General features: G+C 73.7%; 23 protein-coding genes. 12 read left to right on the top strand and 11 right to left on the bottom strand.

Annotation, left to right across the window (positions count from 1 at the left end; genetic code table 11):
* The first annotated feature begins 19 nt into the window (after positions 1-19).
* A complete protein-coding gene (locus DEJ43_RS31095) occupies positions 20-1,336 on the top strand; it encodes an MFS transporter (RefSeq protein WP_015037392.1) in 1,317 nt (438 codons plus the stop codon).
* On the opposite strand, the gene DEJ43_RS31090 is transcribed toward DEJ43_RS31095, so the two are convergent.
* The 11 genes from DEJ43_RS31090 to DEJ43_RS31040 are packed head-to-tail and all read right to left on the bottom strand — an operon-like array spanning position 1,304 to position 16,046.
* Positions 1,304-1,711: a hypothetical protein gene (locus DEJ43_RS31090; protein ID WP_015037391.1), complete on the bottom strand. Its 408-nt coding sequence runs from the start codon at positions 1,709-1,711 to the stop codon at positions 1,304-1,306. The two genes, DEJ43_RS31095 and DEJ43_RS31090, sit on opposite strands and share 33 nt — an antisense overlap.
* Positions 1,708-2,922, bottom strand: a complete 1,215-nt coding sequence (locus DEJ43_RS31085) for a cytochrome P450 (protein WP_015037390.1) — start codon at positions 2,920-2,922, stop codon at positions 1,708-1,710. Before DEJ43_RS31085 ends, DEJ43_RS31090 begins: the two co-directional genes overlap by 4 nt.
* 56 nt (positions 2,923-2,978) lie before the next feature.
* Positions 2,979-3,944: a 3-oxoacyl-[acyl-carrier-protein] synthase III C-terminal domain-containing protein gene (locus tag DEJ43_RS31080; protein ID WP_015037389.1), complete on the bottom strand. Its 966-nt coding sequence runs from the start codon at positions 3,942-3,944 to the stop codon at positions 2,979-2,981.
* Positions 3,945-4,880 carry a 3-oxoacyl-[acyl-carrier-protein] synthase III C-terminal domain-containing protein gene (locus tag DEJ43_RS31075; RefSeq protein WP_015037388.1) on the bottom strand — a complete coding sequence of 312 codons (936 nt, stop codon included), beginning with the start codon at positions 4,878-4,880 and terminating at the stop codon, positions 3,945-3,947. It lies immediately after the preceding gene.
* Positions 4,877-6,421 (bottom strand): AMP-binding protein, encoded by a 1,545-nt coding sequence (locus DEJ43_RS31070; protein ID WP_015037387.1) that lies wholly within the window; start codon positions 6,419-6,421, stop codon positions 4,877-4,879. Before DEJ43_RS31070 ends, DEJ43_RS31075 begins: the two co-directional genes overlap by 4 nt.
* Complete coding sequence (locus DEJ43_RS31065) at positions 6,418-7,632, bottom strand: OsmC family protein (RefSeq protein ID WP_015037386.1); 1,215 nt, start codon at positions 7,630-7,632, stop codon at positions 6,418-6,420. Before DEJ43_RS31065 ends, DEJ43_RS31070 begins: the two co-directional genes overlap by 4 nt.
* A 43-nt stretch (positions 7,633-7,675) precedes the next feature.
* On the bottom strand, positions 7,676-8,959 hold the full coding sequence (locus DEJ43_RS31060; RefSeq protein WP_015037385.1) for a trans-sulfuration enzyme family protein: 1,284 nt from the start codon (positions 8,957-8,959) through the stop codon (positions 7,676-7,678).
* Positions 8,944-10,185 carry an NAD(P)/FAD-dependent oxidoreductase gene (locus DEJ43_RS31055; protein ID WP_015037384.1) on the bottom strand — a complete coding sequence of 414 codons (1,242 nt, stop codon included), beginning with the start codon at positions 10,183-10,185 and terminating at the stop codon, positions 8,944-8,946. The genes DEJ43_RS31060 and DEJ43_RS31055 overlap by 16 nt, the downstream gene beginning before the upstream one ends.
* Positions 10,182-14,597: a non-ribosomal peptide synthetase gene (locus DEJ43_RS31050; RefSeq protein WP_015037383.1), complete on the bottom strand. Its 4,416-nt coding sequence runs from the start codon at positions 14,595-14,597 to the stop codon at positions 10,182-10,184. Before DEJ43_RS31050 ends, DEJ43_RS31055 begins: the two co-directional genes overlap by 4 nt.
* The gene (locus tag DEJ43_RS31045) at positions 14,594-15,757 is read right to left on the bottom strand and encodes a cytochrome P450 (RefSeq protein ID WP_015037382.1); all 1,164 of its coding nucleotides are present in this window, start codon (positions 15,755-15,757) and stop codon (positions 14,594-14,596) included. The genes DEJ43_RS31050 and DEJ43_RS31045 overlap by 4 nt, the downstream gene beginning before the upstream one ends.
* A gap of 34 nt (positions 15,758-15,791) precedes the next feature.
* Positions 15,792-16,046 (bottom strand): phosphopantetheine-binding protein, encoded by a 255-nt coding sequence (locus DEJ43_RS31040; RefSeq protein WP_015037381.1) that lies wholly within the window; start codon positions 16,044-16,046, stop codon positions 15,792-15,794.
* Between the two features lie 642 nt (positions 16,047-16,688).
* Between DEJ43_RS31040 and DEJ43_RS31035 the strand changes: the two genes are divergently transcribed.
* Genes DEJ43_RS31035 through DEJ43_RS30985 form a run of 11 tightly spaced genes read left to right on the top strand, consistent with a single transcriptional unit; the run spans position 16,689 to position 26,684 of the window.
* Positions 16,689-17,345 (top strand): Phenylacetic acid catabolic protein, encoded by a 657-nt coding sequence (locus DEJ43_RS31035; RefSeq protein WP_041663080.1) that lies wholly within the window; start codon positions 16,689-16,691, stop codon positions 17,343-17,345.
* Between the two features lie 38 nt (positions 17,346-17,383).
* On the top strand, positions 17,384-18,505 hold the full coding sequence (locus tag DEJ43_RS31030) for a radical SAM protein (RefSeq protein ID WP_015037379.1): 1,122 nt from the start codon (positions 17,384-17,386) through the stop codon (positions 18,503-18,505).
* A 55-nt stretch (positions 18,506-18,560) separates the two neighbouring features.
* A complete protein-coding gene (locus DEJ43_RS31025) occupies positions 18,561-18,815 on the top strand; it encodes an acyl carrier protein (RefSeq protein WP_015037378.1) in 255 nt (84 codons plus the stop codon).
* Positions 18,812-20,038: a beta-ketoacyl-[acyl-carrier-protein] synthase family protein gene (locus tag DEJ43_RS31020; RefSeq protein ID WP_015037377.1), complete on the top strand. Its 1,227-nt coding sequence runs from the start codon at positions 18,812-18,814 to the stop codon at positions 20,036-20,038. Before DEJ43_RS31025 ends, DEJ43_RS31020 begins: the two co-directional genes overlap by 4 nt.
* A complete protein-coding gene (fabI, locus tag DEJ43_RS31015) occupies positions 20,038-20,862 on the top strand; it encodes an enoyl-ACP reductase FabI (RefSeq protein ID WP_015037376.1) in 825 nt (274 codons plus the stop codon). Before DEJ43_RS31020 ends, fabI begins: the two co-directional genes overlap by 1 nt.
* Positions 20,859-21,803, top strand: a complete 945-nt coding sequence (locus tag DEJ43_RS31010; RefSeq protein WP_015037375.1) for a beta-ketoacyl-ACP synthase 3 — start codon at positions 20,859-20,861, stop codon at positions 21,801-21,803. Before fabI ends, DEJ43_RS31010 begins: the two co-directional genes overlap by 4 nt.
* The gene (locus DEJ43_RS31005; protein WP_015037374.1) at positions 21,800-22,687 is read left to right on the top strand and encodes an alpha/beta hydrolase family protein; all 888 of its coding nucleotides are present in this window, start codon (positions 21,800-21,802) and stop codon (positions 22,685-22,687) included. The genes DEJ43_RS31010 and DEJ43_RS31005 overlap by 4 nt, the downstream gene beginning before the upstream one ends.
* Positions 22,645-24,042, top strand: a complete 1,398-nt coding sequence (locus DEJ43_RS31000; RefSeq protein WP_071892255.1) for an MFS transporter — start codon at positions 22,645-22,647, stop codon at positions 24,040-24,042. Before DEJ43_RS31005 ends, DEJ43_RS31000 begins: the two co-directional genes overlap by 43 nt.
* Complete coding sequence (locus DEJ43_RS30995) at positions 24,042-24,725, top strand: 4'-phosphopantetheinyl transferase family protein (RefSeq protein WP_015037371.1); 684 nt, start codon at positions 24,042-24,044, stop codon at positions 24,723-24,725. Before DEJ43_RS31000 ends, DEJ43_RS30995 begins: the two co-directional genes overlap by 1 nt.
* A complete protein-coding gene (locus DEJ43_RS30990) occupies positions 24,722-25,117 on the top strand; it encodes a hotdog family protein (RefSeq protein ID WP_015037370.1) in 396 nt (131 codons plus the stop codon). The genes DEJ43_RS30995 and DEJ43_RS30990 overlap by 4 nt, the downstream gene beginning before the upstream one ends.
* 40 nt (positions 25,118-25,157) lie before the next feature.
* A complete protein-coding gene (locus DEJ43_RS30985) occupies positions 25,158-26,684 on the top strand; it encodes a long-chain-fatty-acid--CoA ligase (RefSeq protein WP_015037369.1) in 1,527 nt (508 codons plus the stop codon).
* Positions 26,685-26,687 lie beyond the last annotated feature (3 nt).

The raw sequence follows: 26,687 nt of genomic DNA, 5'->3' as shown, positions 1-26,687 counted from the left end.
CGTGAAAGGCAGGAAGCCCATGTCCGCGCCGGACGAGAAGGGCCCCAAGGTCCTCCCGGCCCTGAGGGCCGCGCCGTTGGCGGCCCGCTACCTCCTCGGTGGCGCCCTGCTCAACCAGATGGGGGCCTTCCTCCAGACGTTCCTGGTGCTCTATCTGGTGCACAAGGGCCTGGGGGCGTCGCTGGCCGGTATCGCCCTCGGCGCGTACAGCCTGGGCGCGGTGGTGGGGACGCTGGCGGGCGGGGAGCTGACCCACCGGCTCGGCGCGCGCACCACCATCGCCGCGTCGATGGCCGGCTCGGCGCTCCTGGTGAGCTGTGTGCCGCTGCTGAGCCGGCCGGGCCAGGGTCCCGTGCTGATCGCCGTGACGGCCCTGACGGGTGCCATCACCCAGGCGTACCGGCCGGCCGCCTCGACCATGCTGAGCGATCTGATGCCGGACGAGCACCGGGTGATGGCGTTCTCCATGTTCCGCATCGCCATCAACGTCGGTGCCGCGCTCGGGCCGCTGATCGCCTTCTGGCTGATCACGGTCGACTGGGACCTGCTGTTCTGGTTCGACGGGGCGACGGCGCTGCTGTACGCGCTCCTCGCCCTGGCCGTGCTGCCGCGGCGGACCCGCTCCACGGCCGGCCCGCGGCCCGCCGCGGACGCCCCGGAGGACCCGGGCGCCGGGGCGTCGCGCTCCGTCTACGGCGGCATGGTCCGCGATATCCGGTTCGTCCTCTATCTGGCGGCGATGGCCCTGATGGCGATCGTCTACGTGCAGTACACGGTCGCCCTTCCGCTGGAGCTCGACGCCGCCGGGCTGACCTCCACGTACAGCATCGCCCTCACCCTCTCCTCGACGGTCCTGATCACCTGCGAGCTGGCGGTCACCGCCCGGGTGAAGGGGTGGCCTGCCCACCGGGTCGCCGCCGCCGGGACGGTGCTCATGACGCTCGGCATGGCCGGGTACGGCCTGGCCTCGGGGTCGACGGTCGTCGTCCTGCTGTGCACGGTGGTCTTCGTCAGCGGTCTCATGACCAACGGGCCGACGATGTTCGCCTACCCGGCGACGGCCCCGCTGCGGGTGAAGGGCCGGTACATCGGCACCTCCCAGGCCGTGTTCGGGCTCGGTTCGGCGCTGGGGACGGTCCTCGGCGAGGCCGTCTGGCGCCACTACGGCGGCGGCGTGTGGCTGATGTGCGCCGCCGCCGGTGTGGGGTCCGCCGTCTGCTGCCACCTCGGCATGCGCGGTCTCGGCCCCGCCGCCGGGGAGGCGGAGCCCGCCGCCGCGCTCGCTCCGGCCGGCGGGCCCCGGTCAGCGGACGAGGACCCGCGCGTCGACGGCTGACGGTCCCCGGACCGTGACGACCAGCGCGGTCCGCCGGGACTCGGCGCGGAGCAGCGCCTCGGCGTACCGGACGGGCGTGTCGGCGGGGGCTCCGGCGGCCACCGTGAGGCCGATCGGCACGGCGTGCGTGAGGCCCGTCCGCTCGTCGAACTCCCGCAGGACGGCGGCGTTGAACGCCCCGTCGAGGAGGGCGTGCCCGCCGGAGGGGTGCGCGTCGTAGGCGGGGAACGCGTCGGTCGCGACGAGCAGCAGCTCGACGTCGGCCGGCGCGATTCCCGCGTCGCTCAGCGCGTCGGCGGCCGCCGAGGCGGCCCGGGCGAAGGGGCCGTCGCCCGGCGGCCGGGGTTCCGGGTGCGCGGGTCCCGTGGCGCTCATCCGGCGGATTCCCGGAAGCCCAGGTCGAGGGAGGCGAAGCCCCTCAGCATCGGGTTGGGGATGCGCTCGGGCTCGTGCGTCCGGAGTTCCAGGCCGGGGAGGCGGTCGAGCAGGGTCCGGAAGGACACCTGGCCCTCGAGCTCGGCCAGGGCGGCGCCGACGCAGACGTGCGGGCCCCACCCGAAGGCGAGATGGCCCGTGGGGTTGCGGGTGAGGTCGAAGGTGTCGGGGTCGTCGAAGGCCTCGGGGTCGCGGTTCGCCGAGCCCAGCATCAGGACGAGCCCGTCGCCCTCGCGCACCTCGGCGCCGCCGAACTCGAAGTCCTCGCGGGCCACCCGCCGGATGAACTGGAGCGGGCTCTCGAAGCGCATGATCTCGCGGACCGCGCTCGGCATCAGCTCCGGGCGGGATTCCAGGAGGGCGCGCTGCTCCGGGTAGCGGAGGAGGAGTTCGACGCCGTTGGCCACGAGGTTGCGGGTGGTCTCGTGTCCGGCGACGATGATCTGGGTGCAGTTCGCCAGGACCTGCTCGGCGGTCATCCACTCGCCCTCGCTCTCGGCGCTGAGCAGCAGGCTGACCAGGTCGTCGCCGGGGTTCTCCCGCCGCTCGGGCAGGAGTCGGGCGAAGTAGTCCATCATCGCGAGGAGCCCGTCCTGCGCGGCCCGGAACATCTCCAGGGTGGGGCGCAGCGAGCCGGCGAAGTTGAGCAGGTCCTCGGACCAGACGACGAAGGCCGGGTAGTCCTCCGGGTTCACGCCGAGCATCTCGGCGATCACCTTGGCGGGGAAGGGGTGTGCGTACTCCGTCATGAACTCGGTGCTGCCGCGTTTGACGAAGGCGTCGATCAGGTCGTCGCAGACCCGCTGGATCTTGGGCTCCATGGTGGTGATGAGCCGGCGGGTGAAGCCCTGCTGCATCAGCTGGCGCAGCTGGCGGTGCTCGGGCTGGTCGTGCAGCACGATCCAGCGGCTGATGGCCTCGTTGAAGCGGGCGAACTCGGGGCGCACCTCGGCCGGGAACTGGTTGACGAACCCGCCGGCCTTGCGGGACGCGGAGAACCGTTCGTCGCGCAGCGCGGTACGGATGTCGGCGTGGTGCGGAAGGAACCAGGTGCGCCCGGTGTTGGCCGAGCTCAGGTGCATTCGGCCGGTCTCCCGCATCCGCTGGTACACGGGGTAGGGGTCGCGGAGGAACTCCGGCGTGATCTCCATGGGCGGTGAACTCCTGTCGGTACGGGAAGACTTCACGGGCTCTGCGGCTAAGCGGTTCAGCGGGCGCTGACCGCGGTCAGGCCCCAGGTGGACGGGCCCGTGGTGAGCATCAGGACGGCCTCCCCCGGCCCGATCCGCCCCGCGCGGTGCAGATCGGCGAGGTCGATGAGCGTGTCGGCCGCGAAGCAGTGCCCGAGGCGGGCGGTGTTGGCGGTGAACAGCCGGTCCCGGGGCACGTCCGCCAGGGCGGCGAACTCGGTCAGGACCTGGTCCGAGTAGTGGTTGGAGAGCAGCCAGGCGAACCCGTCCCGGGGCGTGTCGAGGGCGGCGCGGCAGGCCCGGACGCCCTTGACGATCTCCAGGTGCTTGCGCAGCCCCTGCCCTTTGGCGAGGCCGCGCATGGCGGCGCTCGACTGCTGGACGGTGGTGTCGAGGCGGAACTCCCCCGGCAGTGCGGAGGAGACCAGGCAGGAGGCGGCGGCGTCGCCGTTGACGGTGACCGCGTTGGGCATCGCCCGGTACTCGCCGGGCAGCGGCGGGACGGCGTCGCTGCTGACGCACAGCACGGTGCGGTGGACCCCGGCGGCGACCAGGGCCCGCGCGAGCCGGAGGACCGAGCCGGTGTTGCCGGACTCGGCGAGCCAGACCAGGGTCAGCGCCGCGTGGCCGAGGCCGAGGGGTTCGAGGACGGTACGGGCGATCGTGCCGGTCAGCTCCGCCGGGTCGCCCGGCGGGGGCCGGCCCTCGCCCCAGTAGCTGCACGTGCCGTAGAGCACGGCGTCGACCCGGGCCGGGTCGGCGCCGGAGACGGCGAGCGACTCGGCGACCGAGCGGGCCGCGAGCGCGGCCGGGGTCTCCTGGGCGACCGAGCAGTTGACGAAGCCGTGGGCGCGCAGCCGGTCGAGCAGGTCGGCGGGGGTGTCCTCCGGTACGGCCTTGTCGAGGGGGACGGAGTCGCCGACGGCGTAGCCGAGCCCGCCGAGACCGATGCCGGGTTCGGCGCGGGAGGGGGAGCGGGTCATTCAGGCCTCGCAGCGGACGAAGGAGGTGGCGCTGTAGAGGTAGTTGGCGCCCACGCCGATGGCGAGGACGGCGTCGCCGGGCGTGGTGCCGCCCTGCTCGGCGAGGTCGCCGAGGGTGATCAGCTGGTCGTAGGCGAAGCAGTGTCCGAGCGTGCCGATGCCCTCGGTCGGCACCCGGTCGAAGGGGATGCCGAGGGTGGCGGCGAAGTTGCGGAGGACGGGCCGGGCGTGGTTGGCCAGGACCAGCTTGGCGTACGCGTCGGGGGCCCGGCCGGTCGCCTTGGTGAGCCCCTCGACGACTCCGGCGAGGGCGCCCGTGAAGCCGTCGATGTAGGGCAGCAGGTCGCGCTGCGGGTGGAGGGCGTGCAGTTCCGGCCGGTAGCGGTGTTCGACCCGCTCGACCAGGTAGCCGTCGGTCCGCGCGCGGGAGACCAGGCAGCAGACGGCGGTGTCGCTGAAGACGGACACCTCGCCCGGCAGGACGCGAGCGGCCCGCCGGTCGTCGAGCACGTCGACGCCGATCAGCAGCACGTTGTCGAGGTCCTGGGTGGCGGCGAGTCCCTGGGCGACGGTGAGCGCCGAGGAGAAGTTGGTGCACTGGCCGAGGTACATGCCGAGCGGGAAGGCGTCGCGGATGCCGAACCGGGCGCAGAGCGCGGCGAGGTCGGCGTGGTCCTCGTACGCGGAGAAGGTGGACGAGAAGAACAGCACCCCGTCGACGGCGGAGGGCGCGAGTCCGGTGCGGTCCAGGGTCTCGCCGAGGCAGTCGGCGTAGAGGCCGGTGGCCGGGCCGTCGTGGACCGCGTAGCGGGCGAGGCCGCCGCGGCGCAGCCGGGTGACGGCGGCGGCGTCGGCCGCCCCGGCGTCGACGAGTGCGTCCAGGTCGTGCCAGCGGCCGTGCCGGCGGCTGAGTCCGCTCAGGTGGACGGCGGTCATCTGCCCTCCCAACGTCGTGCCATCTCGTGGCGGTCCGTCTTTCCGTTGCTGGTCAGGGGGATCTCGTCGACGATGCGGAACCGGCTGGGCACCATGTACCGGGGCAGGTGCCGGACGGCGTGCCGGCGCAGTTCGTCGGCGAGCCCGCCGGGCGCCGGGGCGCTGGGGCGGACGAAGGTCACGATCGACCCGCCGGTCCCGCTGACGATGGTCGCCGAGAGGTCGACGGCGGGGTGGCCGAGCAGGCAGGCGTCGATCTCCTCCAGCTCGACGCGGTTGCCGCGGATCTTCACCTGGCTGTCCTTGCGGGCGTGGAAGTAGAACTCCCCCCGCTCGTCCCGGGAGGCGAGGTCTCCGGAGCGGAAGGCGCGGCGGCCGGTGCCCAGCGGGCTCGGCACGAGGGCCGCCCCGGTGGTCTCCGGGTCCTGCCAGTAGCCGTCGAAGAGCGCGTCGCCCTCCACGTACAGCTCGGCGACCTCCCCCGGCCGGTCCTCCGGTGTGCCGTCGGGGCGGACGAGGTACATCCGCATGCCGTCGATGGCGCGGCTGCCGAAGGGCACCCGGCCTTCGCGGTGGGGGATCTCGCCGGGGAGCACCTTCCACGCGCAGGCGATCGACTCGGAGTGGCCGAAGCCGTTGACGATCCGGGCCGCGGGCAGGGCGCGGCGCAGTTCCTGGAGACCGTGCAGGGGGAAGCCCTCCCCGGCGTACAGGATGGTGTCGAGCGGGGTGTCGGCGAGCAGGTCCGCGGCCCCGGCGTCCAGGACGCCGCGCCAGATGGACGGCACCCCGTTCATCTGCTCGACCCCGTGGTGCCGCAGGTGCCGGACGAGCCCCTGGGGCTGCTGGAGGAGCAGGGCGGGGACCTGGACGAGGCAGCCGCCGGCGCCGAGGGCGAGGCCGAGGTCGAGCAGCGAGAAGTCGAACTGGAGGGGCGAGGTGCTGCCCAGGCGGACTCCGGGCCGTACGCCGAAGCCGCTGAAGCCCCGGTAGAACGAGACGACGGCGCCGTGGCTCATCACGATGCCCTTGGGTTCGCCGGTGGAGCCCGAGGTGAAGATGATGTACAGCGGGTCGGACGGCGCCGGGGTGTGCCGCTCCCCCGGGGCCCGGCCGGCGCCGGTCAGCTCCAGCCGGCCGTCCGGGCCGAGCGTCCCGGTGGCCCTGCCGGGGGCCTGCGGCGGGGTGCGGCCGGGCGGGGTGACGTGCGCGCGGGGCGTGGTCCTGCGCAGGATGTTGGCCTTGCGTTCGGCCGGGAGGTCCGGGCCGACGGGGACGAAGACCAGGCCGAGGGAGGCCGCGGCGATCTGCAGGGCCACGGCCTCGGGGCAGGGGCTGAACTCCAGCGCGATCCGCTCGCCGGCCCGCAGTCCGTGCGCGTGCAGGGTGTCGGCGAGGGCCGCCACCCGCTCGGCGAGCAGGCCGTGGCTCCACTCCTGGTCGCGGCAGACGAGGGCGGGCGCGTCCGGGGTGTGCCGGGCGGCGCTCAGCAGGTAGGTGTGGAAGAGGGCGGGGTCCGGCGCCGGTCCGCCGGGTCTCACGCGGAGCCGGAGGCCGCGGCCTCCGCCGCGCGGGCGGCCTCCTGCTGCTGGCGGGACAGTTCGTCGCGGAAGGCCTCGGCCGCCTCGCTGCTGCTGAGGTAGCTGGTGTCGGGCGCGCCGGGGCGGCCCAGTTCGACGGCGACGGAGTTGGGGCGGGCGAGGGTGGCCAGGAGCACGGAGCGGTTCAGGGCCGCGGTGAGGACGGCGGTCAGCTCGGCCGCGTCGGCGTCGCTCGTGAGGGCCAGGTCGAAGCCGAGGTCGTGGAAGCGGCTGGGGACCTCGCGGAGCACGTTCTGCATGCCGCGGATGTCGAGCCGGCCGCCGCTGCTGACGTGCAGCTCGTCGATCGGCGTGCCCGTGGCGCCGGTCTCCTCGCGGACGAGGCCGAGGAGTTCGCCGCAGACGGCGGAGAGGAGCAGTTCCTGCGGGTTGGGGCCCTTGCCGATGCCGAGCATCTGCTTGGACTGGTCGACGACGAGGACCGAGGTGGCCTCGCGGCGGGTCCCGTCGTGCTCCAGGGAGGTGCGGGCGTGGACCTCGGTGCCGTACTCCCAGCGCAGGTGGACCTCGAACAGCGCCCGGCCGGCGGGGGCGCCCTCCGGGGCGGGGGCCGGGGTGTGGGGCAGGGTGAGGATCTCCTGGCTGCCGTCGCCGCGGGTGACGAGCGCCCGGAGGGTGAGGTCGGCCTCGTCGAGGAAGACCCGGTGGTTCGGACTGAACGCGGTGACCAGGCGGTTGACGCCCTGGACCACGTCGTCGGCGGCGCCGCAGGTCACGGTGCAGCGCCAGGCGAGGCCGGTGAGGCCGGCCCCGGCGGCGGGCTGTCCCGAGGCGTCGAGGGGCAGTTCGGCCCGGGCGGTCAGCTCGACCTCGTCGAGGGCCACGCCGCGCCCGGTGAAGCCGTTGATGTGGGTGATCAGCGCGCAGGCGCCGAGGGCGGCGAGCGCGGACTCGTACGGGCTGGTGAGCGGGTCGAGCCGGCCGGCGGCGGGGACCGCCGGGTCGTCGGCCCGCGTACGGTGGGAGAGCTGGTCGACGCGGAAGCCGCGGGCCATCCGGACGGAGCCGTGCCGGGCGGTGCGTACGTGGGTGGCGACACCGTCCCGGGCCGGGTGCCCGGTGACCCGGAAGTCGATCAGTGCCTCCGCGGGCTTCTCCCGGATCTCGTGGATGAGTTCCGACACTCCGCTGATGTTCAGTCCGTTGCGCATGCTGGTCTCCTGGTCGCCGTCGCTGCGGGGGTGGTGGGGGTGGTCACAGACCGGTCAGTGCCTGGTCCAGGTCGGCGATCAGGTCGGCGGCGTCCTCGATGCCGACGGAGAACCGGACGAGACCGGGCTCGATGCCCACCTCCCGGCGCTGACGCTCGGTCAGGACGCTGTGGGAGGTGTTGAACGGCAGGCTGACGAGGGACTCCACGCCGCCGAGGCTGGTGGCCACCACGGGCACCCGGAGCCGGTCGAGGAGCCGCAGGGCGCCCTCGTCCCCGGAGACCACCTCGAAGCTGACCATGCCGCCCCAGGCGTCGGGGCTGTAGGCGAACAGGTCCTTGTAGGGGTAGTCGGGCAGCGAGGGGTGGTGGACCCGGCGCACGGCGGGGTGCTGGGCGAGGAACGCGGCGACGGCGGCGGCGTTCTCGGAGTGCGCCCGCATCCTGGGCACCAGGGTCTTCAGGCCGCGCTCGAGGAGGAAGCACATCATCGCGTCGAGGGAGCCGCCGAACTTCAGCATCTGGCTCCACAGCCGGTCCACGTACTTGCGCGGTCCGGTGGCCACGCCGGCGGTGACGTCGCTGTGGCCGTTGAGGTACTTCGTACAGCTGTGGATGACGATGTGCGCGCCGTGTTCGAGCGGGCGGACGTACAGCGGGGTGAGGAAGGTGTTGTCGATGACGAGCAACAGGTCGAGCTCCTCCGCCAGTTGGCCGAGCTCGACCAGCGGGATCGCCTTGAGCAGCGGGTTCGTCAGGGTCTCGAAGAACAGCACCTGCGTCTCGTCGCGGACCGCCGCCCGGATCTCCGCGATGTCCGTGGGGTCGACGAACGTCACGGTGCGGCCCAGCTGGTGCATGTCCTCGCGCAGCAGGTTGTACGTGCCGCCGTACACGTCACGGGAGCTGACGATGTGTCCGCCGTGGTTGGTCAGGGCGAGCAGGGCGGTGGTGATGGCCGCCATGCCGGACGAGAAGAGCAGCGCGCTCTCGCCGTTCTCCAGCGCGGCGATCTTCTCCTGGACGGCCCACTGGTTCGGCGAGCCGTAGCGGCCGTAGATCGCCACGTCCCGGATGTGGCCCTGGTCGAAGGCCTTGTAGGTGTCCTCGGAGAAGACGAAGGTGCTGCTCTGGAAGATCGGGGTGCCGACGGCGCCCGTGACCGGGTCCACGTACGTCCCCGCGTGGACGCTGCGGGTGCTCGGCCCGGTCCCGTCCACCACGGTCTGCTGGGGCAGCCGGGGGCCGGGGACGCGGCCGCGCTCCAGGCTGTTCGTCCACTGGTGCTCCTCGCTGGAGCCCGGGGTGTTGCCTATCGCCCTTGCCATGAGGGTGCCCTTTCGTTGTTCCGTGCGCTGGTCAGTCCCATGACGACGCGGTCCGCGTCGGTGCCGTGGAAGAGGTTGATGCCGACCCGGCCGACGCCGTCGTCGCCGGTGCGCGGGTAGCCGAGACCGAGGGCGAACACCCCGGGGACCGGGCCGCCGTGCCGGGACAGCACGCGGCAACCGTCGTCCACGACCGTGGTGCCGCGCCGGACCCGCACCGGGATCGGCTCGCCGGCGGCCGTGCGCAGCGGCACCTCGGCCGTCCGGTAGCCGGAGGCGTGCACGAGGAGCGCGGAGTCGGCGGTCGCCCGCCGGGCCTCCGGACTGCCGGCCGCGCAGAGCCGCACCCGGGGTTCGAGGCCGCGGACGACCCGCTGGCACATCTGCCGGCTGCGGCCCCGCAGTCCGCTGAAGCGGTTGACCCGGCCGCTGTCCGGACAGACCGTCAGGGTCTGTCCCGGCAGGGAGCCTTCGGCGCGGGCCCGCGTCATGCTGTCGTACGACAGGGCCAGCGAGCGGTGCACGACGGTGATGGCCCCGGCCGTGACCCGGTGGCCGAGCTTCTCCAGGAGCAGTTCCACCGTGGCGAACCCGCTGTGCGAGGCGCCGATCACGACGATCCGGCCGCCGCCGCGCAGCACTCCGGCGGCCCGGTCGAGCGATCCGGTGAGGAGTTCGGCCGAGCCGACCACCCGCTCCGGGTCCACGTCGAGGTCCCGCGCGGTACGGGCGGTGTCCTCCCACGCTCCGGTGGCCAGGACGACCGTGGCCGAGGTCGCCAGTTCCCGGCCGTCGGCGCCGAGGCTCGTCCAGCCGCCGTCCTCGTCGTGGCGGAGCTCCGCGACGCGCGCGCCGAGCAGCACGGCCGGGTCCGGGAGCACCTCCTGTTCGAGGACGGTGGAGACGTCGTTGAGGAACCGGCCCACCAGCCGCAGCGGGACCGGCTGTTCGGCGGAGAGGGACAGTTCGCGGCCGGCCGGCATCCGCAGGGCGGGGCCGAGTGCCCCGTCCGGCCTCACCCCTTCGAGGAAGTCACCGGCCCGGGAGTTGGAGTGGATGGCGTACGGGAAGCGGGAGTCCAGCAGCCGCGCCCGGTCCGGCGCCGCGTCCAGGAAGCACAGTCCGGCGTCGGACAGCCACCCGAGGCGTCCGGCCCGGTCGGCCGCGAGCGGGACGCCGAGGGCCGCGGCGCCGAAGCCGACGACCTGACAGTGGTACCCCCTCACCGGTCGCTCACGCTCCCGAGGATCAGCCCCGCGACCAGGTCGGCCCGCTCCTCGGCGACGATCGAGAAGTGGTCGCCGGGGACGTGCAGGAAGCTGGGCGCCCCGGGCCCGGCGTGCGCGGCCGGCACCCGGCTCAGCGGTCGCAGGTACCGCCCGGCGGGGCCGCCGAGCCCCTGCTCCGATTCCAGGACGTGGGTGCGCACCGCCCCGTGGGGGGTGAACCGATGGCCGGCGAGCGCCTGGCTGTGGGCCCGGTAGAGGGCGTACAGGGTGCGCAGGCTGCCGGCGGTCAGCGAGCCGAGCGCCGGGTGGGCGGCGGTGGCGAGCTCCAGGGCGCGGGCGAGGGCCGCCTCGCCGGTGAGCCCGGCGAGTGGCCGCGCCGGTACGGCCGCCCGGCCGCCGGAGAGGTTGACGAAGAAGGACCTGATCAGTTCGTCCTCTCCGGCCGTGGTGTCGCCGTCGGCGAGCCACGGGTCCAGCATCACGACGTCGGCCCGGGCCGCGACCGCGTCCGCGCCCGTGGTGAGCAGCCGGGCGGTCTCGTGGGCGACGACCGAGCCGAAGGACCAACCGGCCAGCCGCACCGGTGATCCGTCGGCGAACAGCGGGCGCAGCTCGGTGGCGTACTCCCGGGCGAGCGCGGCGACGGAGTCGAGCGGGGGGCGCTCGCCGAGGGTGCCGGGCGCGCGCAGCCCCCAGACCGTGTACGTACGGGTGAGGCGGGTCAGCAGCGGGCGGTAGCACAGGACGTCGCCGCCGACCGGGTGGACCAGGACGAGGGGTGGTCCTCCGGCGGCCGAGAGCCTGCTCAGGCAGGGGACGGCGGCGGGCGCGGCCTCCGTGAGGAGCGTCGTGAGCCCGGCGGGGGTGGCGGCCTCGTACAGGGCGGTGAGCGGGAGGCGGATGCCGAGTTCGGCTTCGAGCCGGTTCATCATGCGGGCGGCGGTCAGCGAGTCGCCGCCCTGGTCGAAGAAGTCGGAGTCGGGGGTGGCCGGGCCGAGCAGCTCCGCCCAGAGGCGGAGCACCACGGCCCCGGCCCCGGCGGCGGCCGGGAGCACGGCGGGGCGCCCGTCGGCGGGGCGGTCGGTGCCGGTGTCCGGGCTGATGCCCGAGGCGGTGTCCGCGCCGACGCCCGGGGCGCTGTACGGGGTGTTGTACGGGGCGCTGTCACCGGCCAGCGCGGCCCGGTCGACCTTGCCGTTGCCGGTCAGCGGGAAGCGCGAGTGCACCCGGTAGCCGCGCGGCACAAGCTGGGGCGGGAGGGTGTCCCGCAGGTGCCGCCGGGCGAGGGCGGGGAGGTCCGCGCCGTCGGTGCCGGGCCGCGGGACCAGGTGGGCGACGAGGGCGCTGCCGCCGGCCGAGGGCTGGGCCAGGACGATCGCCTCGGCGACGCCGGGGCAGCCGAGGAGGTGGGTCTCGATCTCGCCGAGTTCGACCCGGAAGCCGTTCACCTTGGTCTGCTGGTCCTCGCGGCCGAGGAACTCCAGGGTGCCGTCCGGCCAGTAGCGGCCCCGGTCGCCGGTGCGGTACAGCCGCTCTCCGGTGCCGGGCCGGGTGAGGAACGCCCGCGCGGTGGTCTCCGGGGCGTTCAGATAGCCGTCGGCCAGGCCCCGGCCGCCGATGTACAGCTCGCCTGGCACCCAGTCGGGCCGGTCGGCGAACTCCTCGTCCAGGACGGCGTAGTACTGGTTCTCCAGGGGTCTTCCGTAGGGGACGGAGGTCCAGTCCGCCGGGACACCGCCGCGCGGCACCTCCTGGACGTTGGACCAGACGGACGCCTCGGTGGCGCCGCCGAGCGCCAGGCAGCGGGCCCCCGGCGCGACGACGGCCAGGTCGTCCGTGACGTTCAGCGGCACCCAGTCCCCGCTGAGGAGCACGTGCCGGAGCGAGCCGAGCGGAGCGTGGCCGCCGCTGCGCACGTAGTCGGCGAGGAGGCCGAAGTAGGCGGGCACGCTGTTCCAGACCGTGGCGCCGTGGTCGGCCGCGAGGCGGTACAGGTCGCCGATCTCGCCCCGGGGGACATCGGCGGCGATGACGGCCGCGCCGGCCGCGAGCGCCCCGAACACGTCGTACACGGAGAGGTCGAAGGTGTACTCGGAGACCATCAGGAGCCGGTCGCCGGGGCCGACGCCACACCGCCGGCCGATGTCCCTGAGGGTGTTCGCCGCGCTTTCGTGGCGGATCATCACCCCCTTCGGCACACCAGTGGTGCCCGAGGTGAACAGGACGTACGCCAGGGCTTCCGGGTCCTCCGCCACGGGGAGCGGCGCTCCGCTCCGGTCGCCCGGCGCGGGCACGAGCGCCGCCGCCAGGTCGATGACGGCGGGCCGGCCGGGGCCGTCGGCGAGGAAGCCGGGAGCCGCGAGCACGGTGCGCAGTCCGGCCCGCTCGATCACCTGCCGGTGCCGGCGCTCGGGCCAGTCGGGGGCGAGCGGGACGTAGGCGCCGCCGTGGTAGAGGACGCCGAGCAGCGCGGCCACCTGCCGCCAGTCCCTGGCCGCCACCACGCCGACGGGCTCTCCGGGCGCGTGCCCCGCGGCGGCGAGCGCGTCGGCCACGGACCGGGCGTGGGCGTCCAGTTCGGCGTAGCTGACGGTGCGCTCCCCGCCGAGGACGGCGGGCCGCTCGGGGTGCTCGGCGAGCCGCTCGCGGAACAGCCCGTGCAGGGTGGCGGGGGCGCGCGGGACGCGGGTGGCGTTGGCGCTGCGCCGGGCGGCCGGGCCGCCGGGCGGAGTGAGGTCGAAGGAGGTGCGCTTCCAGGCCTGCGGGGAGGCGGCGAGCTCGGTGAGGAGCTCCCGGTAGGCGGTGAACATCTCCTCCACCAGACCGTCGGGGAAGCGGCCGTCGAGGGTGTCCCAGTTGACGAGCAGACCGGTGGCCAGCTCGAAGACCTGGTGGTCGAAGGCGACCTGGGGGGTGTGGACGCCGCCCTGGATCCGCCGCCAGCCGAGCCGCTCCAGGAAGACGCCGCCCCGGGTGCCGGGGCCGAGGACGGGGGCGAAGACGACCGCCGCCACGCCGTCGAGCCTGCGGGAGCTGCGGTTGGCCTCCCGGAGCACCTCGACGCCGCTGAGGATGCCGTGCTCCAGGCCCTCGTGGAGCCGGTCGCGCAGCTCGGCGGCCCGCTCGGCGAACGTACCGCCGGGCGTGCGCGGTCCGCGCTCCAGGAGCAGGGTGCTGGAGAAGTTGCCCACCACCCGGTCCACGTGCGGGTGGTACGGCCGGCGCTCGCCGTACATGACGTTCAGGACGAAGTGCTGGTCCTTGGACCAGTGGCCCAGGATCTCGCAGAAGGCGGCGCCGAGGGCGGTCGCCGGGGTGAGGCCCTGGGCGCGGACCAGGGCGCCGAAGCACTCCCAGACGTCGGCGGGCAGCAGGAACGAGCGGCGGGTGACCGGGCCGTCGTCCGTGCCGCCCCGGCCGGGACGCGACGGGAGGACGGGAGAGGCGGGCAGCCGGCCGGCCCGCTCGGTCCAGTACGCGCGGGCCGCGGCGTGGGCCCTGCTGCCCCGCTCGGCCTCCACCGCGTGCCGGTAGGCGGCGTAGTCGTACTCCAGCGGCTGAAGGGACCCGCCGTCGAGCAGGGTCCGCAGTTCGTCGGCGAAGACGGTGCCGGACTGGCCGTCGAAGACCAGCAGGCGGCCCCACACCTGGACGCGGTAGAACGGGCCGAGGTCGAGGACCCGCAGCCGGAGGTTGATCCCGGACTCCGGCGCGGGCCGCTCGGCGCGCAGCTCCGCGAGGCTTGCCCGCAGGGCCTGTTCGGCCTCCTCGGGCGACAGTCCCGTGAGGTCCCGGAACTCCACGGGGCAGGCGCCGGCCACCGGGCCGGCGCTCTGGGTGCCGTCCTCGTGGAAGCGGGCCCGCAGCATGGGGTGTCGCTCGGCGAGGGCCGTCAGCGCGGTGCGCAGCGCGGCCACGTCGAACGGGTCGCAGTCGTACTCCTCGTGGAAGACGGCGGGCCCGGAGAGGGGCAGCCCGCTGTGCTCCCCGACGAGGTACGCCTGCTGGAGCTGACTGAGCGGAAAACGCACGGGGGCGCTCCCCGCGGCCGATGGGCCGGCCCCGGGCTCGGTACGCGCGTCTTCCGGACCAGGTCCCGCTTCGGGGCCGGGTCCGGCCGGGGGCGCGGTCGGCGGCGCGTCCCCGGTCGGTTCCGCCGCCGCCGTCTCCAGCCACTCCACGAGACGGTCGAGCGAGTCGTGCTCGAACACCAGGGTGCGCGGTGCCTCGACGCCGAACTCCCGGCCGATCCGCTCGGCGAGGGAGAGCGCGAGCAGCGAGTAGCCGCCGAGCTCGAAGAAGGAGCCCGCGGTGTCGCCGTCCGCGTCGATCTCGAGTGCCGCGCGCCAGAGTCCGGCCAGTCGCCGGGTGCGGTCGACGGCGGCCTCGGGTGCTCCGAGAACAGTCATGACTCTCCTTTGGGTCCCAGCCGCATCCGCAGGGCCTGGGGCCTGCGGAAGGTCGAGCCGGTGATCGGCGGCAGCGGGTCGTCCACCGCGCGCAGCCCGGGGAAGCGGGCCAGCAGGGCCCCGACGAAGGCCTCGGCCACATCGAGCGCGATGTGGGTGCCGAGGCAGGAATGGGCGCCGTGCCCGAAGGTCAGCGAGCCGTGGGTGGACCGCTCCGGGCGGAACTCCTCGGCGTGCTCGAAGACTTCGGCGTCCCGGTTGCCACTGGCCAGCATGAGTTTGAGCGCGCTGCCCGCCGGTACGGGTACGCCGGCCAGCGTGGTGTCCCGCCGGGCGAACCGCACGGTGTCGTGCTGCGGCGGCTCCCAGCGGAGCGTCTCCTTGACGAACGCCCGCAGCCGGCCGGGGTCGGCGGCCGCCGCGGCCGCGTGCCCGGGGTGACGGGCCAGGCAGTGCAGGGTGTTGGAGATGAGGCCGGTCGAGGTCTCGAAGCCCGCGGCGAGGGTGAGGGTGGCGAGACCGACCGCCTCCCGGGCGGTGATCTCGCCGTCACGCACCCAGCCGTGCACCTCGCCGAGCATGGAGCGGGGCGGCGCTCCCGAGGTGATCAGCCCGAGCAGGTACTCCTCGAGCTCGGCCCGGAGCGCGGAGGCACGGCCGAAGTCCCCGCTGCTGCCGTCCAGATGGCCGACCAGGTACTCCACGGTGTGCAGCAGCCAGTCGTGCCGTTCGGCGGGGACGCCGAGGAAGGTGGCGGTCGCGGTGAGCGGGACGGCGCGGGCCGGTCCGGCCACCATGTCGAGCACGGTGTCCGCCGGGAGCGCCGCCACGGCGGTCCTGGCCCGTTCTCCGGCGGCCGCGCGGAACGCGATGTTGTCGCGCTGTCCGAGCAGCAGCCCGGCGAGCGGGCGGCGCAGCCGCTGGTGGCGGGGGCCGTCGAGGTCGAGCAGGGTCTCGCCGAAGACCTGGCGGCTGACCCGGAAGGGGTACTCGACGGTGTAGTCCGCTCCGGTGAGGCAGGCGCGGATGTCCCGGTGGCGGAAGACGCAGAACATCCGGATCTCGTCGGACCACCAGACCGGCTGCTCGGCGCGGAAGCGGGCGTACCGGGGCCAGGGGTTGGCGAGGAAGTCGGGGGCGAGAAACGCGATGCTCCTCATGCCGCCCCCTCGGGCTCGACGCGGTGACAGCCCATCAGCGGGCGATGAAGCTCTCGTAGATGGTCGAGATCGAGGCGAAGGACTCGATCCCGGCGTTCTCCAGGTCGACGGGTTCGCCGCGCAGCCGCTCCACGAGGACGATCACTTTCAGGACGCTGAAGGAGTCCAGCACTCCCTGGTCGAAGAGGTTGTCGTCGGCCGTGACGGTGGTCAGGTCGACGTCGAGCTCGAAGGTCGACAGGAAGGTGCGGAACTCCTGGTCGAAGGTGTCCCGGGTGATCGCGTTCATGGCACTCCAAACCGTCTGCGGGCGCCGGCGCGCCGGTCTACTAGTGGTTTTTCGGACGAGTCGGATGGCTGGAACAGCTGCGTTTGACTGAGTCCCGGCGGGTTAACCGGGGTTTACCCTGGCCAGGAGACGACTACCAGTCAAGATCGAAGTCAATTCGCGTGTCATTTTCGGCTGAACGCCGACGCATTTTGATCACTGGATTCCCCGGCGCAGAATATCCGGCTCCGCCACCGGTCAAATCGACGGAACTCACACCTCCAGCCCGCCAGACGGCATTTCTTGCGCCGCCGGACAGGTGACCGCTGAGTAGCATCCACCTGTTGGACAGGGGCCCCGGTTCTCAGAGATGACCGTTTACTCCCGATTTGATCTCCTGGTAAATGCCGCATTGTCCGCATTCTTCGGCAGGTTCACTCCGGCGAAACGTTACAGCTGGATTTCAACGCCGCCTTTGAGACAAGACTTGCCAGCCGGTCGATTCCGGCCGAAGGATTGCTGCGTCCTGCCCCCCGGGCCGACCCCGCACGGCACCTCAGCCGGCCCTCGCCACCTATTCAGAACGAGGTGAAGATCCCCATGGGCATGTCCCTTTTGGATGACGAAGCGGTAGTTGTGCGAACTCCGGACGAATTCCTCGCCATGCCGGAGGAATACCGCGAGATCGCGCTCCGCCAGATCATGGTCAACACCGAAGGAGAGCTCTCCGGGGGCGACGACTACATCCAGGTCTTCCTGCCGCTCGCCCCCAACGCCGAGGAGCGCCAGGTCTGCGCCGAGCGCGCGGTCGAGGAGTACGACCACTACAAGCTGGGCAAGGCGGTGCTCGCCAACATCGGCGTGGACACCGGCTACATGGAGACCCAGACGCTGGCCGAGCGGACCATGTTCGCCGACCAGACCCTGCACACCTGTACCACCTGGGCCGAGCGCGGCATCTTCTCGTACATCGGCGAGGAGACCGCGATGGTCATGATCTCCGAGTTCGCGGAGAGCAGCTACAAGCCCTGGGCCGAGGCCGTCCGGACCATCATCCTCGACGAGAAGGTGCACATCGCCCACGGCGCCCGCGTCTGCCGCAACCTCGCGCAGACCGAGGAGGGCCGCGTGGAGCTCCAGCAGGCCCTCGACCGCCTCTGGCCGACGTTCGTGAAGATCTTCGGCAGCCCCCGTTCCGAGCGGGCCCGGCTCGCCGTCAAGTTCGGGCTGCGCAAGACGACCAACGGCGAGGCCTGCGACCTGTGGCGGGAGAAGGTCACCCCGCGCATCCAGAAGCTCGGTCTGACGCTGCCCGAGTGACCGCCCATCAGGTCCCCCACGACAGAGGAGCCACGTCCATGGCAACGACCGTCACCATCACGGAGCGTCCACCGAGCCGCAGAGAGGCCAAGGAGCGCACCGCTGCCCTGCTGGCGGCCCGTCCGGACCTGGCCGACCGGCTGCACCGGGTCCGCCGGCTCGGCCGCACCGTCCGCTCCTGCGAGGTGCACCTGACCAACGCGTGCAACATCCGCTGCAAGGGGTGCTGGTACTTCGAGGGCGGCTTCGACACCGCCGTGAGCGAGCTGTCGGACCTCGACAAGATCCGCGCGTTCGCGACCCGGCTCCGCGAGGAGGGCGTCAACCAGGCCACCCTGATCGGCGGCGAGCCCACCCTCGTACCGCGCCGCGTCGAGGCGTTCGTCGAGCACCTGCCGTACATCACGATCTCCACCAACGGGCTCCGCCCGATGCCCCGGCAGGGCTTCGAGGAGATCGCCATCGCCGTCAGCATCTTCGGCGGCGGCCCCCTCGACGACGACCTGCGGGCGATCCGCGTCAACGGCTCCAAGTTCACCGGTCTGTTCGACACCGCGCTGTCGCACTACAAGGACGACCCGCGGGTCATGTTCATCTTCGCCCTCTCCGAGGACGGGGTGGCGCACATCGAGCCGACCGTGCGGAAGATCGCCGAGAACGGCAACATCGTCACCTTCAACTTCTACAGCGAGCACGGCACCGAGAACCCGATCCGGATCGCGAACGAGCGGCGCATCCTCGACGAGGCCCTGCGCGTCCGGGACCTGTACCCGCACGCCGTGGTCAGCCACCCGTACTTCATCCGCACGCTGATCACCGGCACCACGCACTGGGGCGGCCGCTTCGGCTACGACGTCTGCCCCAGCATCAGCGTCGACCTGCCCGCGCACGCCGACCGGGTGGCCAACGGCAACCCGGTGATCCCCGGCTTCGCCGCCTGGGGCGCCGACTACGAGACGCTGCAGTTCTGCTGTACCTCCGGCGACTGCAACGGCTGCCGCGACAGCCAGGCCGTCTACAGCTGGCTGATGGTGAGCGCCTCCCGGTTCCTGCAGAGCGAGCAGCGCCTGGAGGAGTGGCTGGACATCTCCGAGAGCTACTGGCGGCAGTGGCACTGGTCGCCGCTCCACGCAAGCAAGGCCGGCACGGTCTCGTCCTGATCCGCCGTACGCCCCCCGTCCCGCCCCGCCCCTCCTGTTCCCGACGAGGAGTCACATGTCCGACGTGATCGACCGCACCGCCATCGCCACCTTCGTCACCGACGCCCTGATCGAGCTGGGCGTCGACCGCTCCGACATCGTCGCCGACGCCGCGCTCGACGACCTGGAGGTCGACTCGCTCGACATGGTCGAGCTGAGCCAGTCCATCAAGCGGGAACTGGGCGTGCCCGTGAAGCCCAAGGACTTCGACGACGTCGAGACCTTCGAGCAGCTCCTGAACGTCTGCTGTACCCGAGCCGGCCTCGCATGACCACAGCGGTGATCACCGGCGTCGGGGCGGTCACCCCCCTCGGCGTCGGTGCCGGCGTGCTGCACCGGCGGGCGGTGGCCGGCGAGAGCGGCGTGTCCGGCGGTACGGGACACTGCGCGGGCTTCCACCCCGGCGATCACCTCTCCCGCAAGGAGCTCCGCCGCACCGACCGGTTCACCCAGCTCGCCCTCGTCGCGGCCCAGGAGGCGCTGACGCAGGCCGGCTGGAAGGCCGGAGCACTGCCGTACGACCCCGGGCGGATCGCCACCGTCATCGGCTGCGGCCTCGGCGGCACGGCCAGCTTCGAGGCACAGCAGGAGGTGCTCGCCGCCCAGGGCGCCGAGTACGTCTCCCCGTTCATGGTGCCGGCGATGATGGCGAACGCGGCCGCCGCCCACCTCTCGATGGTCCACGGCCTCACCGGCGAGTCCCTCTGCGTGACCTCCGCGTGCAGCAGCGGCGCCCAGGCCGTCGGCACCGGGATGCGGCTGCTCGCCTCGGGCGCGGCGGACGCCGTCGTCGTCGGCGGCGCCGAGTCCGCCGCGTCCCCGCTCATCGCCGCCGCGTTCCGCAACGCCGGTGCCCTCTCCCCCACCGGCACCTCCGTGCCCTTCGACCGCGACCGCGACGGGTTCCTGCTGGGCGAGGGTGCCGGGGTGCTGGTCCTGGAGACCGCCGAGGGCGCCGCCCGCCGCGGCGCCGAAGTACTCGGCTCGGTGCTCGGCTACGGCGCGAGCTCGGACGCCCACCACCTCACCGCCCCCGAGCCCAGCGGCAGGAGCGCGGCGACGGCCGTCGTCCGGGCCATGACCGCGGCCGGCGCGGAGCCGGGCGACCTCGCCTACATCAACGCGCACGGCACCGGCACCCTCCTCAACGACCAGCTGGAGAGCGAGGCGCTGCGCTCGGCGCTCGGCGCGGCCCTGCCGGCCATCCCGATCTCGTCGAGCAAGGCCGCGATCGGCCATCTGCTCGGCGCCGCGGGCGCGGTGGAGGCCGTCGCCACCCTCCAGGCGCTCCGCCACGCGACCGCGCCGCCCACGGCCGGGCTGCGCGAACCGGACGAGCGTCTCGGCCCGCTGGACCTGGTCCGCACGGCCCGGCCGCTGCCGATGGACCGGCCGGACCGGGCACTGCTCGGCCTCTCCACCTCCTTCGGGTTCGGCGGCCACAACGCCGCTCTCGTGCTCGCCTCCCCCGGCGTGCGGAAAGGCCAGGACTGATGCTCGACTTCGAGGGACGCCGCTATCTCGTCACCGGGGTGCTCAACGAGGACTCCATCGCCTGGCACACCGCCGCGGCGCTCCAGGAGGCCGGGGCGGACGTGCTGCTGACCGGCTTCGGCCGGTCCCGCCGGATCACCGAGGCGGCGGCCGCGTCGCTGCCCTCGCCGCCCGAGGTGCTGGAGCTCGACGTGACCCGGCCGGAGGACTTCACCGCCCTGGCCGGGGAGCTCGAGAAGCGCTGGGACTCCCTCGACGGGGTCCTCCACGCCGTCGCGGCCGCGCCCCAAAGCGCCATCAGCGGGAACTTCCTCACCACGGACGCCGAGAGCGCGGCCTTCGCCTTCCACACCAGCGCCTATTCGCTGCACGCCCTTGCCACCTCCCTGGCGCCGCTGCTCGGCAAGGGCTCGGGCAGCGTCGTCGGACTCGACTTCGACTCCTCGGCCGCCTGGCCCGGTTACGACTGGATGGGCGTCAGCAAGGCGGCGCTCGGCGCGGTCTGCCGCTATCTCGCCCTCTACCTGGGCCCGTCCGGCATCCGCGTCAACCTCGTCGCGGCCGGCCCGGTGGAGACCGTCGCCGGACGCGGCATCAGCACCTTCGACCGGATCGCGGACCGCTGGGAGGCCGAGGCTCCGCTCGGCTGGGACCGGGCCGACGTGGCCCGGCTCACCGGGCCCGTGCTGTTCCTGCTGTCGGGGCTCTCCGCCACCGTCACCGGGGAGATCGTGCACGCCGACGGCGGCATGCACGCCGTCCACATGGGGAACCCCCGAGCGGTCCCGCCGGCCGCCGGGTCGACACAGGAGGCCCAGCGATGACAGTCGCGATCGTCGGCATCGGTGCCGCGCTACCCGAACGGACCGTGCCCAACAGCCACTTCACCCACCTGGACACCTCGGACGAGTGGATCACCCGGCGGACCGGCATCAAGGAGCGGCGGTTCATGGCCGAGGACGGGCACCTCGCCGACCTCGCGCTCGACGCCTGCCGCGACGCCCTGCGCTCCGCGGGCCGGGAGCCCGGCGACGTCCCGCGGCTGATCGTCGCCACCACCACCCCGGACCGGGTCACGCCCGGACTCGCGGTCGAGGTGGCCTCCCGGCTCGGCATGCCGTACGCCGCGGCCTTCGACCTGCACGCCGCCTGCGCCGGCTTCGTCTACGCGCTCGACCACGCGACCGCGCTGATCGAGTCGGGGCGCGCCGCGTCCGTCCTGGTGTGCGGCGCCGAGGCGCTGACCAGGATCACCGACCGCGACGACCGCTCCACCGCGGTCCTGCTCGGCGACGGCGCCGGGGCGGTGCTGCTGGCCGACGTGCCCGGCGCCCCGGCCCCACGGTTCGTCCTCGGCTCCGACGGCGACCTGATCCCCGCGCTCTACGCGGACCGTCGGGACCGGGTGCTGCGGATGGACGGCCGGGAGATCTTCGTGCACGCGGTGGCGCGGATGAGCGAGGCCACCCGGGAGGTGCTGGCCCTCCAGGAGCTGACCGGCGACGACCTGGACCTGTTCATCCCGCACCAGGCGAACGCCCGGATCATCCACGCCGTCGCCAAGGAGATCGGCTTCCCCGAGGACCGGCTGTTCCTCAATGTGCACCGGGTGGCCAACACCTCCTCGGCGTCCATCCCGATCGCGCTGGCGCACGCCCGGGACGAGGGCCGGCTCGGCGCGTCCGGGCTGCTCGGGGTGGCCGCCTTCGGGGCGGGGATCACCTGGGGCGCCGGGGTGGTCGGCTGGCGCCTGGAGGACGCGTGAGGCACTCCCGTATCCCGGTGCTCGCGAAGATCACCGCCCGGGACGCCGCGACGTCGACGCTCCGGGCGCTGGCGCAGCCCGACCCCGCGGCGCCCGTGGTGGTGGTGCTGCCCGCGATGGGCATGTCCGCGCGGAACTACACCCCGCTCGTCCGGGCACTGCACCGGGCCGGCCTGACCGTGGTCACCACCGACCTGCGCGGGCACGGCGAGAGCCTGCCCGTACCGGCGCGCGGAGTCGGGTTCGGCTACCGGGAGATCGTCGAGGAGGACATCGGCGCCGTCCTGCGCGAGACCGCGGCCGCGTTCCCCCACGCGCCCGTCCTGCTGCTCGGCCACAGCCTGGGCGGCCAGCTCGGCCTGATCCACTGCGGGCTGCGGCAACCGCGGCTCTCCGGTGTCGTCCTGGTCGCCTCCGGCTCGGCCTGGTACCGCTGCTTCGGCCCGCTCGCCGGCCCGCGCCGGCTCCTGCTCAGCCAGGTGTACGCGGCGGTCGCCGCCCTGCTCGGCCACTGGCCGGGCGAGCGTCTCGGCTTCGCCGGACGGGAGTCGGCCCGGCTGATCCGGGACTGGTCCCGGCAGGTGCGCACGGGCCGTTACGAGGTCCCCGGCGCGGCCGGTGACTACGAGCGGGCCCTGCGGCGGGTGGCACTGCCGGTCCTCGCGGTGGACGTGGCGGGCGACGCGCTCGCGCCGCCCGCCGCCGTGGACCATCTGTGCGCCAAAATGCCCCGGGCCGACATCACTCGCTGGCACTACGGCCGCGACGACGCGGAAGGCCGTCCCCTGGACCACTTCCGCTGGATCCGGCACCACCACGGACTGATCGAGAGGATCACCGCATGGGCGTCCCAGGTCGTGGCGGCTCAGCCGTCCGCGCGGTAGGCGCGAAGGGGGGCAGGGGCCCCTCCGGGGCCGCCCTCGGGGTCGCGACCGCCTGTCTGGGCTTCTTCCTCATCATGCTGGACAGCACCGTGGTGAACGTCGCCGCACCGGTGATCGGCGACGAGGTCGGCGGCGGCATCAGCGGCATCCAGTGGGTCATCAACGCCTACGTGCTGGTCTTCGCCTCCTCGCTGCTCACCTCGGGGGCGGTCGCCGACCGGATCGGCGCGGTCCGGGCGCTCGGCGGCGGCCTCGCGCTGTTCGCCGCCGCGTCCCTGGCCTGCGCGCTCGCTCCCTCGCTGCCCTGGCTGGTCGCGGCCCGGGCCGTCCAGGGTCTGGGCGCGGCGCTGATCCTGCCGTCCTCGCTGTCCCTCGTACAGGAATCGGCCGAGGACGGCGCCGCCCGCGCGCGCCGGATCACCCTCTGGGCGATGAGCGGCGGGGTCGCCGTCTCCGCCGGGCCCGTCGTCGGCGGGGTGCTGACCAGCGGCCTCGGCTGGCAGGCCGTCTTCTGGGTCAACCTGCCGCTGTGCGCCCTCGGTCTGGCGCTGCGCCGGGCCCCGGCGTCCCCGCCCCGGCCGGCCCCGCTGGACCTCGCCGGGCAGGCGGCCGCCGTGGTCGCGCTGGCCTCGCTCACGTACGCCATCGTCGAGGACGGACCGCTCAGCCGCTGGGCCCTACCGGTCTTCGGGCTGGCGGCGGCCGGCTTCGTCCTCGCCGAGATCAGGGCGCCGCACCCGGTGGTCCCCGCGACGCTCGCCCGGTCGGCGCGGGCGCTGACGGCGGTGGGCACCGGCTTCGTGATGAACGCCTCGTTCTTCGGGATCGTGTTCGTCTTCACCGTGTACTTCCAGCAGTTCCAGGACCACGGGCCGCTCGTCACCGGGCTGATGTTCGTCCCGCTGACCGCCCTCACCCTGGTCGGCAACCTGATCGCCGGAAAGCTGATGGCGTCCCTGGGCACCTGGCGCGTCCTGGCCGTGTCCCAGGGCGTCGAGGCCCTCGGCTGCCTGGCGCTGCTGGCGGCCGGTCCCGGCGCGCCGCCCGCCCTGGTCCTGCTGTGCTTCCTGCCGATCGGGCTGGGCGCCGGAGCGACCTCGCCCCCGATGACCACCGCCCTCCTCGACGCCGTCGACCCGGCCCACGCGGGCGCCGCCGGCGGGCTCCTGGGCGTCATGCGGCAGGTCGGCGGACTGCTCGGCGTGGCCGTCTTCGGGGCGGTGATCTCGGGACTCGGCGTGACCTCCGGGGCGCGGCTCGCGCTCGCGCTGTGTCTGACGATGCTGGCGGTGTCGGCCGCGCTGGCCCACGTACAGGCCCGGCGGCATCCCGTACGAGAGGGAGGGGACGGCTGATGCTGTCGACCCTGCTGCCGGACGGCGTCGCCTGCGCCGAAGCCTTCGACGACCTGGCACCGGCACCGCTCTTCCCCGAGGAGGAACTCCTCGTCGCCGCCGCCCGGCAGGGCCGCCGCAGCGAGTTCGGCACGGCCCGGCTCTGCGCCCGGCGGGCCCTCACCTCGCTGGGGCTCCCGGCCGGGCCGCTGCTCCGGGGGCGGCGCAGGGAGCCCCTGTGGCCGGCCGGGGCGGTCGGCAGCATCACCCACTGCGCCGGGTACCGGGCGGCGGCGGTCGCCCGCGACCGGGACATGCTGGCCCTGGGCATCGACGCCGAACCGAACGGGCCGCTGCCCGCCGACGTGCTGCGCGTGGTGGCCTTCGGCGCCGAGCGGGAGTGGCTGTCCGGGTACGCCGCCGCGCATCCCGGCGTCCACTGGGACCGGCTGCTGTTCAGCGCCAAGGAGTCCGTCTACAAGGTCTGGTACCCCCTGATGGGCAGCTGGCTGGGCTTCGAGGACGTCACGGTGGCCATGGCGCCGCCCGGACCGGCCGGGGGCCGGTTCCGCGCCCGGATCGCGAGGTCCACGGCGGGCAGCGCCCTCCCCGCCGAGCTGTCCGGCCGGTGGGCGGCCCGCGACGGCCTGCTGGTCTCCGCGGTCGCGGTGCCGGCCGGGTCCGGCGCCCGGGAGGCGGCATGACGCTCGACGAGCTGAACGCCCTGATCTGGGGCGAGTTCCCCGAGCACGCACCGCACCACCGGGTCATCGCGGCCGCCCCGGACGCGCTGTCCCTGGCGGTCGACTCCGCCGACCTGCGGCGCGGCCCCGGCGGCTCGGTGTCCGGCCCCGACCAGCTCCAGCTCGCCGACCTGGCGGGCTACGCCCTGCTCAAGTACCGCGCCGGGCCGCACAGTTCGATCCGGCTCCGGTCCGCGCACCTGAGCTGTCTGTACGCTCCCGCACCCGGCGTCCTCACCGCACGGGCCGCCCTCCTCAAGCACGCCAAGCGCAACGCCGAGGTCCGCGTCGACCTCCTCGACCAGGAAGCCCGGCTCGCCGCCTCGGCCTCCCTGCTGTTCTCCGTCCGCTGAGCCGGCGCCCCGCGCCCCGCCATCCCCTGGAGAGACCGACATGACCGCTGCCGTACCCGCCGCCGCCCAGGGCAACCTGGCCGCGATCCTGCCCGCCACGGCGGCGCTCCACCCGGACCGGCCGGCCGTCCGGCTCGACGACGAGGAGCTGGACTTCGCCGCCCTCGACGAGCTGAGCGCCCGCGCCGCCGGCTATCTGCGGGCCCTGGGCATGGCCCCCGGCGACCGCGTGGCGCTGCTGCTTCCCAACACCCCCGTGTTCGCCGTCCTCTACTACGGCATCCTGCGGGCGGGCGGCATCGTCGTCCCCATGAACCCGATGCTCAAGGCCGGCGAGGTGGAGCACTGCCTCAAGGACGCCGGGGCGACGCTGCTGTTCACCTGGCACGAGGGCTCCCGGGAGGCGGCGGAGGGGGCGCGGCGGGCCGGCACCCGCCACCTCGGGGTGGATCCCGGCCCCTTCACCGAGCTGCTGCGGGGCCATGAGCCGGCCCCCTTCAGCACCGACCGGTCGGCCGAGGACACGGCGGTCATCCTCTACACCTCGGGCACGACGGGGCAGCCGAAGGGCGCCGAGCTCACCCACACCAACGTCCGCCGCAACATCGACGAGGCCGTCAAGGTGCTGCGGCTCGGTCCGGACGACGTCACCTTCGGCGGGCTGCCGCTCTTCCACTCCTTCGGCCAGGTCGTCGGGCTCAACTGCGCCGTGGCCGTCGGCGCCTGCCTCACCCTGCTGCCCCGCTTCGACCCCGCCCGCGCCCTGTCGGTGATCGCGCAGGACCGGGTGACGGTCTTCCTCGGCGTACCGACCATGTACACCCTGATGCTGGGCCTGGAGGACCGGGCCCGCCACGACGTGTCCTCGCTGCGGGTGTGCGTGAGCGGCGGTTCGCCGCTGCCGGTGGAGGTCCTGAACGGCTTCCAGGCCGAGTTCGGCTGCGCCGTCCTGGAGGGCTACGGCCTCTCCGAGTCCTCGCCGCTCGCCTGCATCAACCGCATCGACCGCGCCCGCGTGCCCGGCACCATCGGCTGTCCCATCGACGGGGTGGAGATGCGGGTGGTCGACAAGGAGGGCAAGGAGGTGCCGGACGGCGAGATCGGCGAGATCGTGATCCGGGGCCACAACGTGATGAAGGGCTACTGGCGCCGCCCCGAGGCCACCGCCACCACGGTCCGCGACGGCTGGCTGCACACCGGCGACCTCGGGACGCGGGACGCGGCGGGTGACTTCCGGGTGGTGGACCGCAGCAAGGACGTCATCATCCGGGGCGGCTTCAACGTCTACCCGAGGGAGGTCGAGGAGGTCCTCTACCAGCACCCGGCGGTCGCCGAGGCCGCGGTGATCGGCGTCCCGCACCCCACGCACGGCGAGGAGGTGGCCGCCGCGGTCGTCCTCCGCCCCGGCACCGGTGCCACCCCCGACGACCTGCGCGACTTCGTCCGCACCCAGGTCGCCGCCTTCAAGTACCCCCGCATCGTCTGGACGACGGACGCCCTCCCGAAGGGAGCGACGGGCAAGATCCTCAAGCGCACGATCGAAACCCCGCCGCACCTCCTGCCGTGACGC

This window comes from Streptomyces venezuelae ATCC 10712 (assembly GCF_008639165.1).
Lineage (GTDB): Bacteria > Actinomycetota > Actinomycetes > Streptomycetales > Streptomycetaceae > Streptomyces > Streptomyces venezuelae.
The sequence above is the reverse complement of the archived record's forward strand: the minus strand, read 5'-3'. Positions and strand labels throughout refer to the sequence as shown.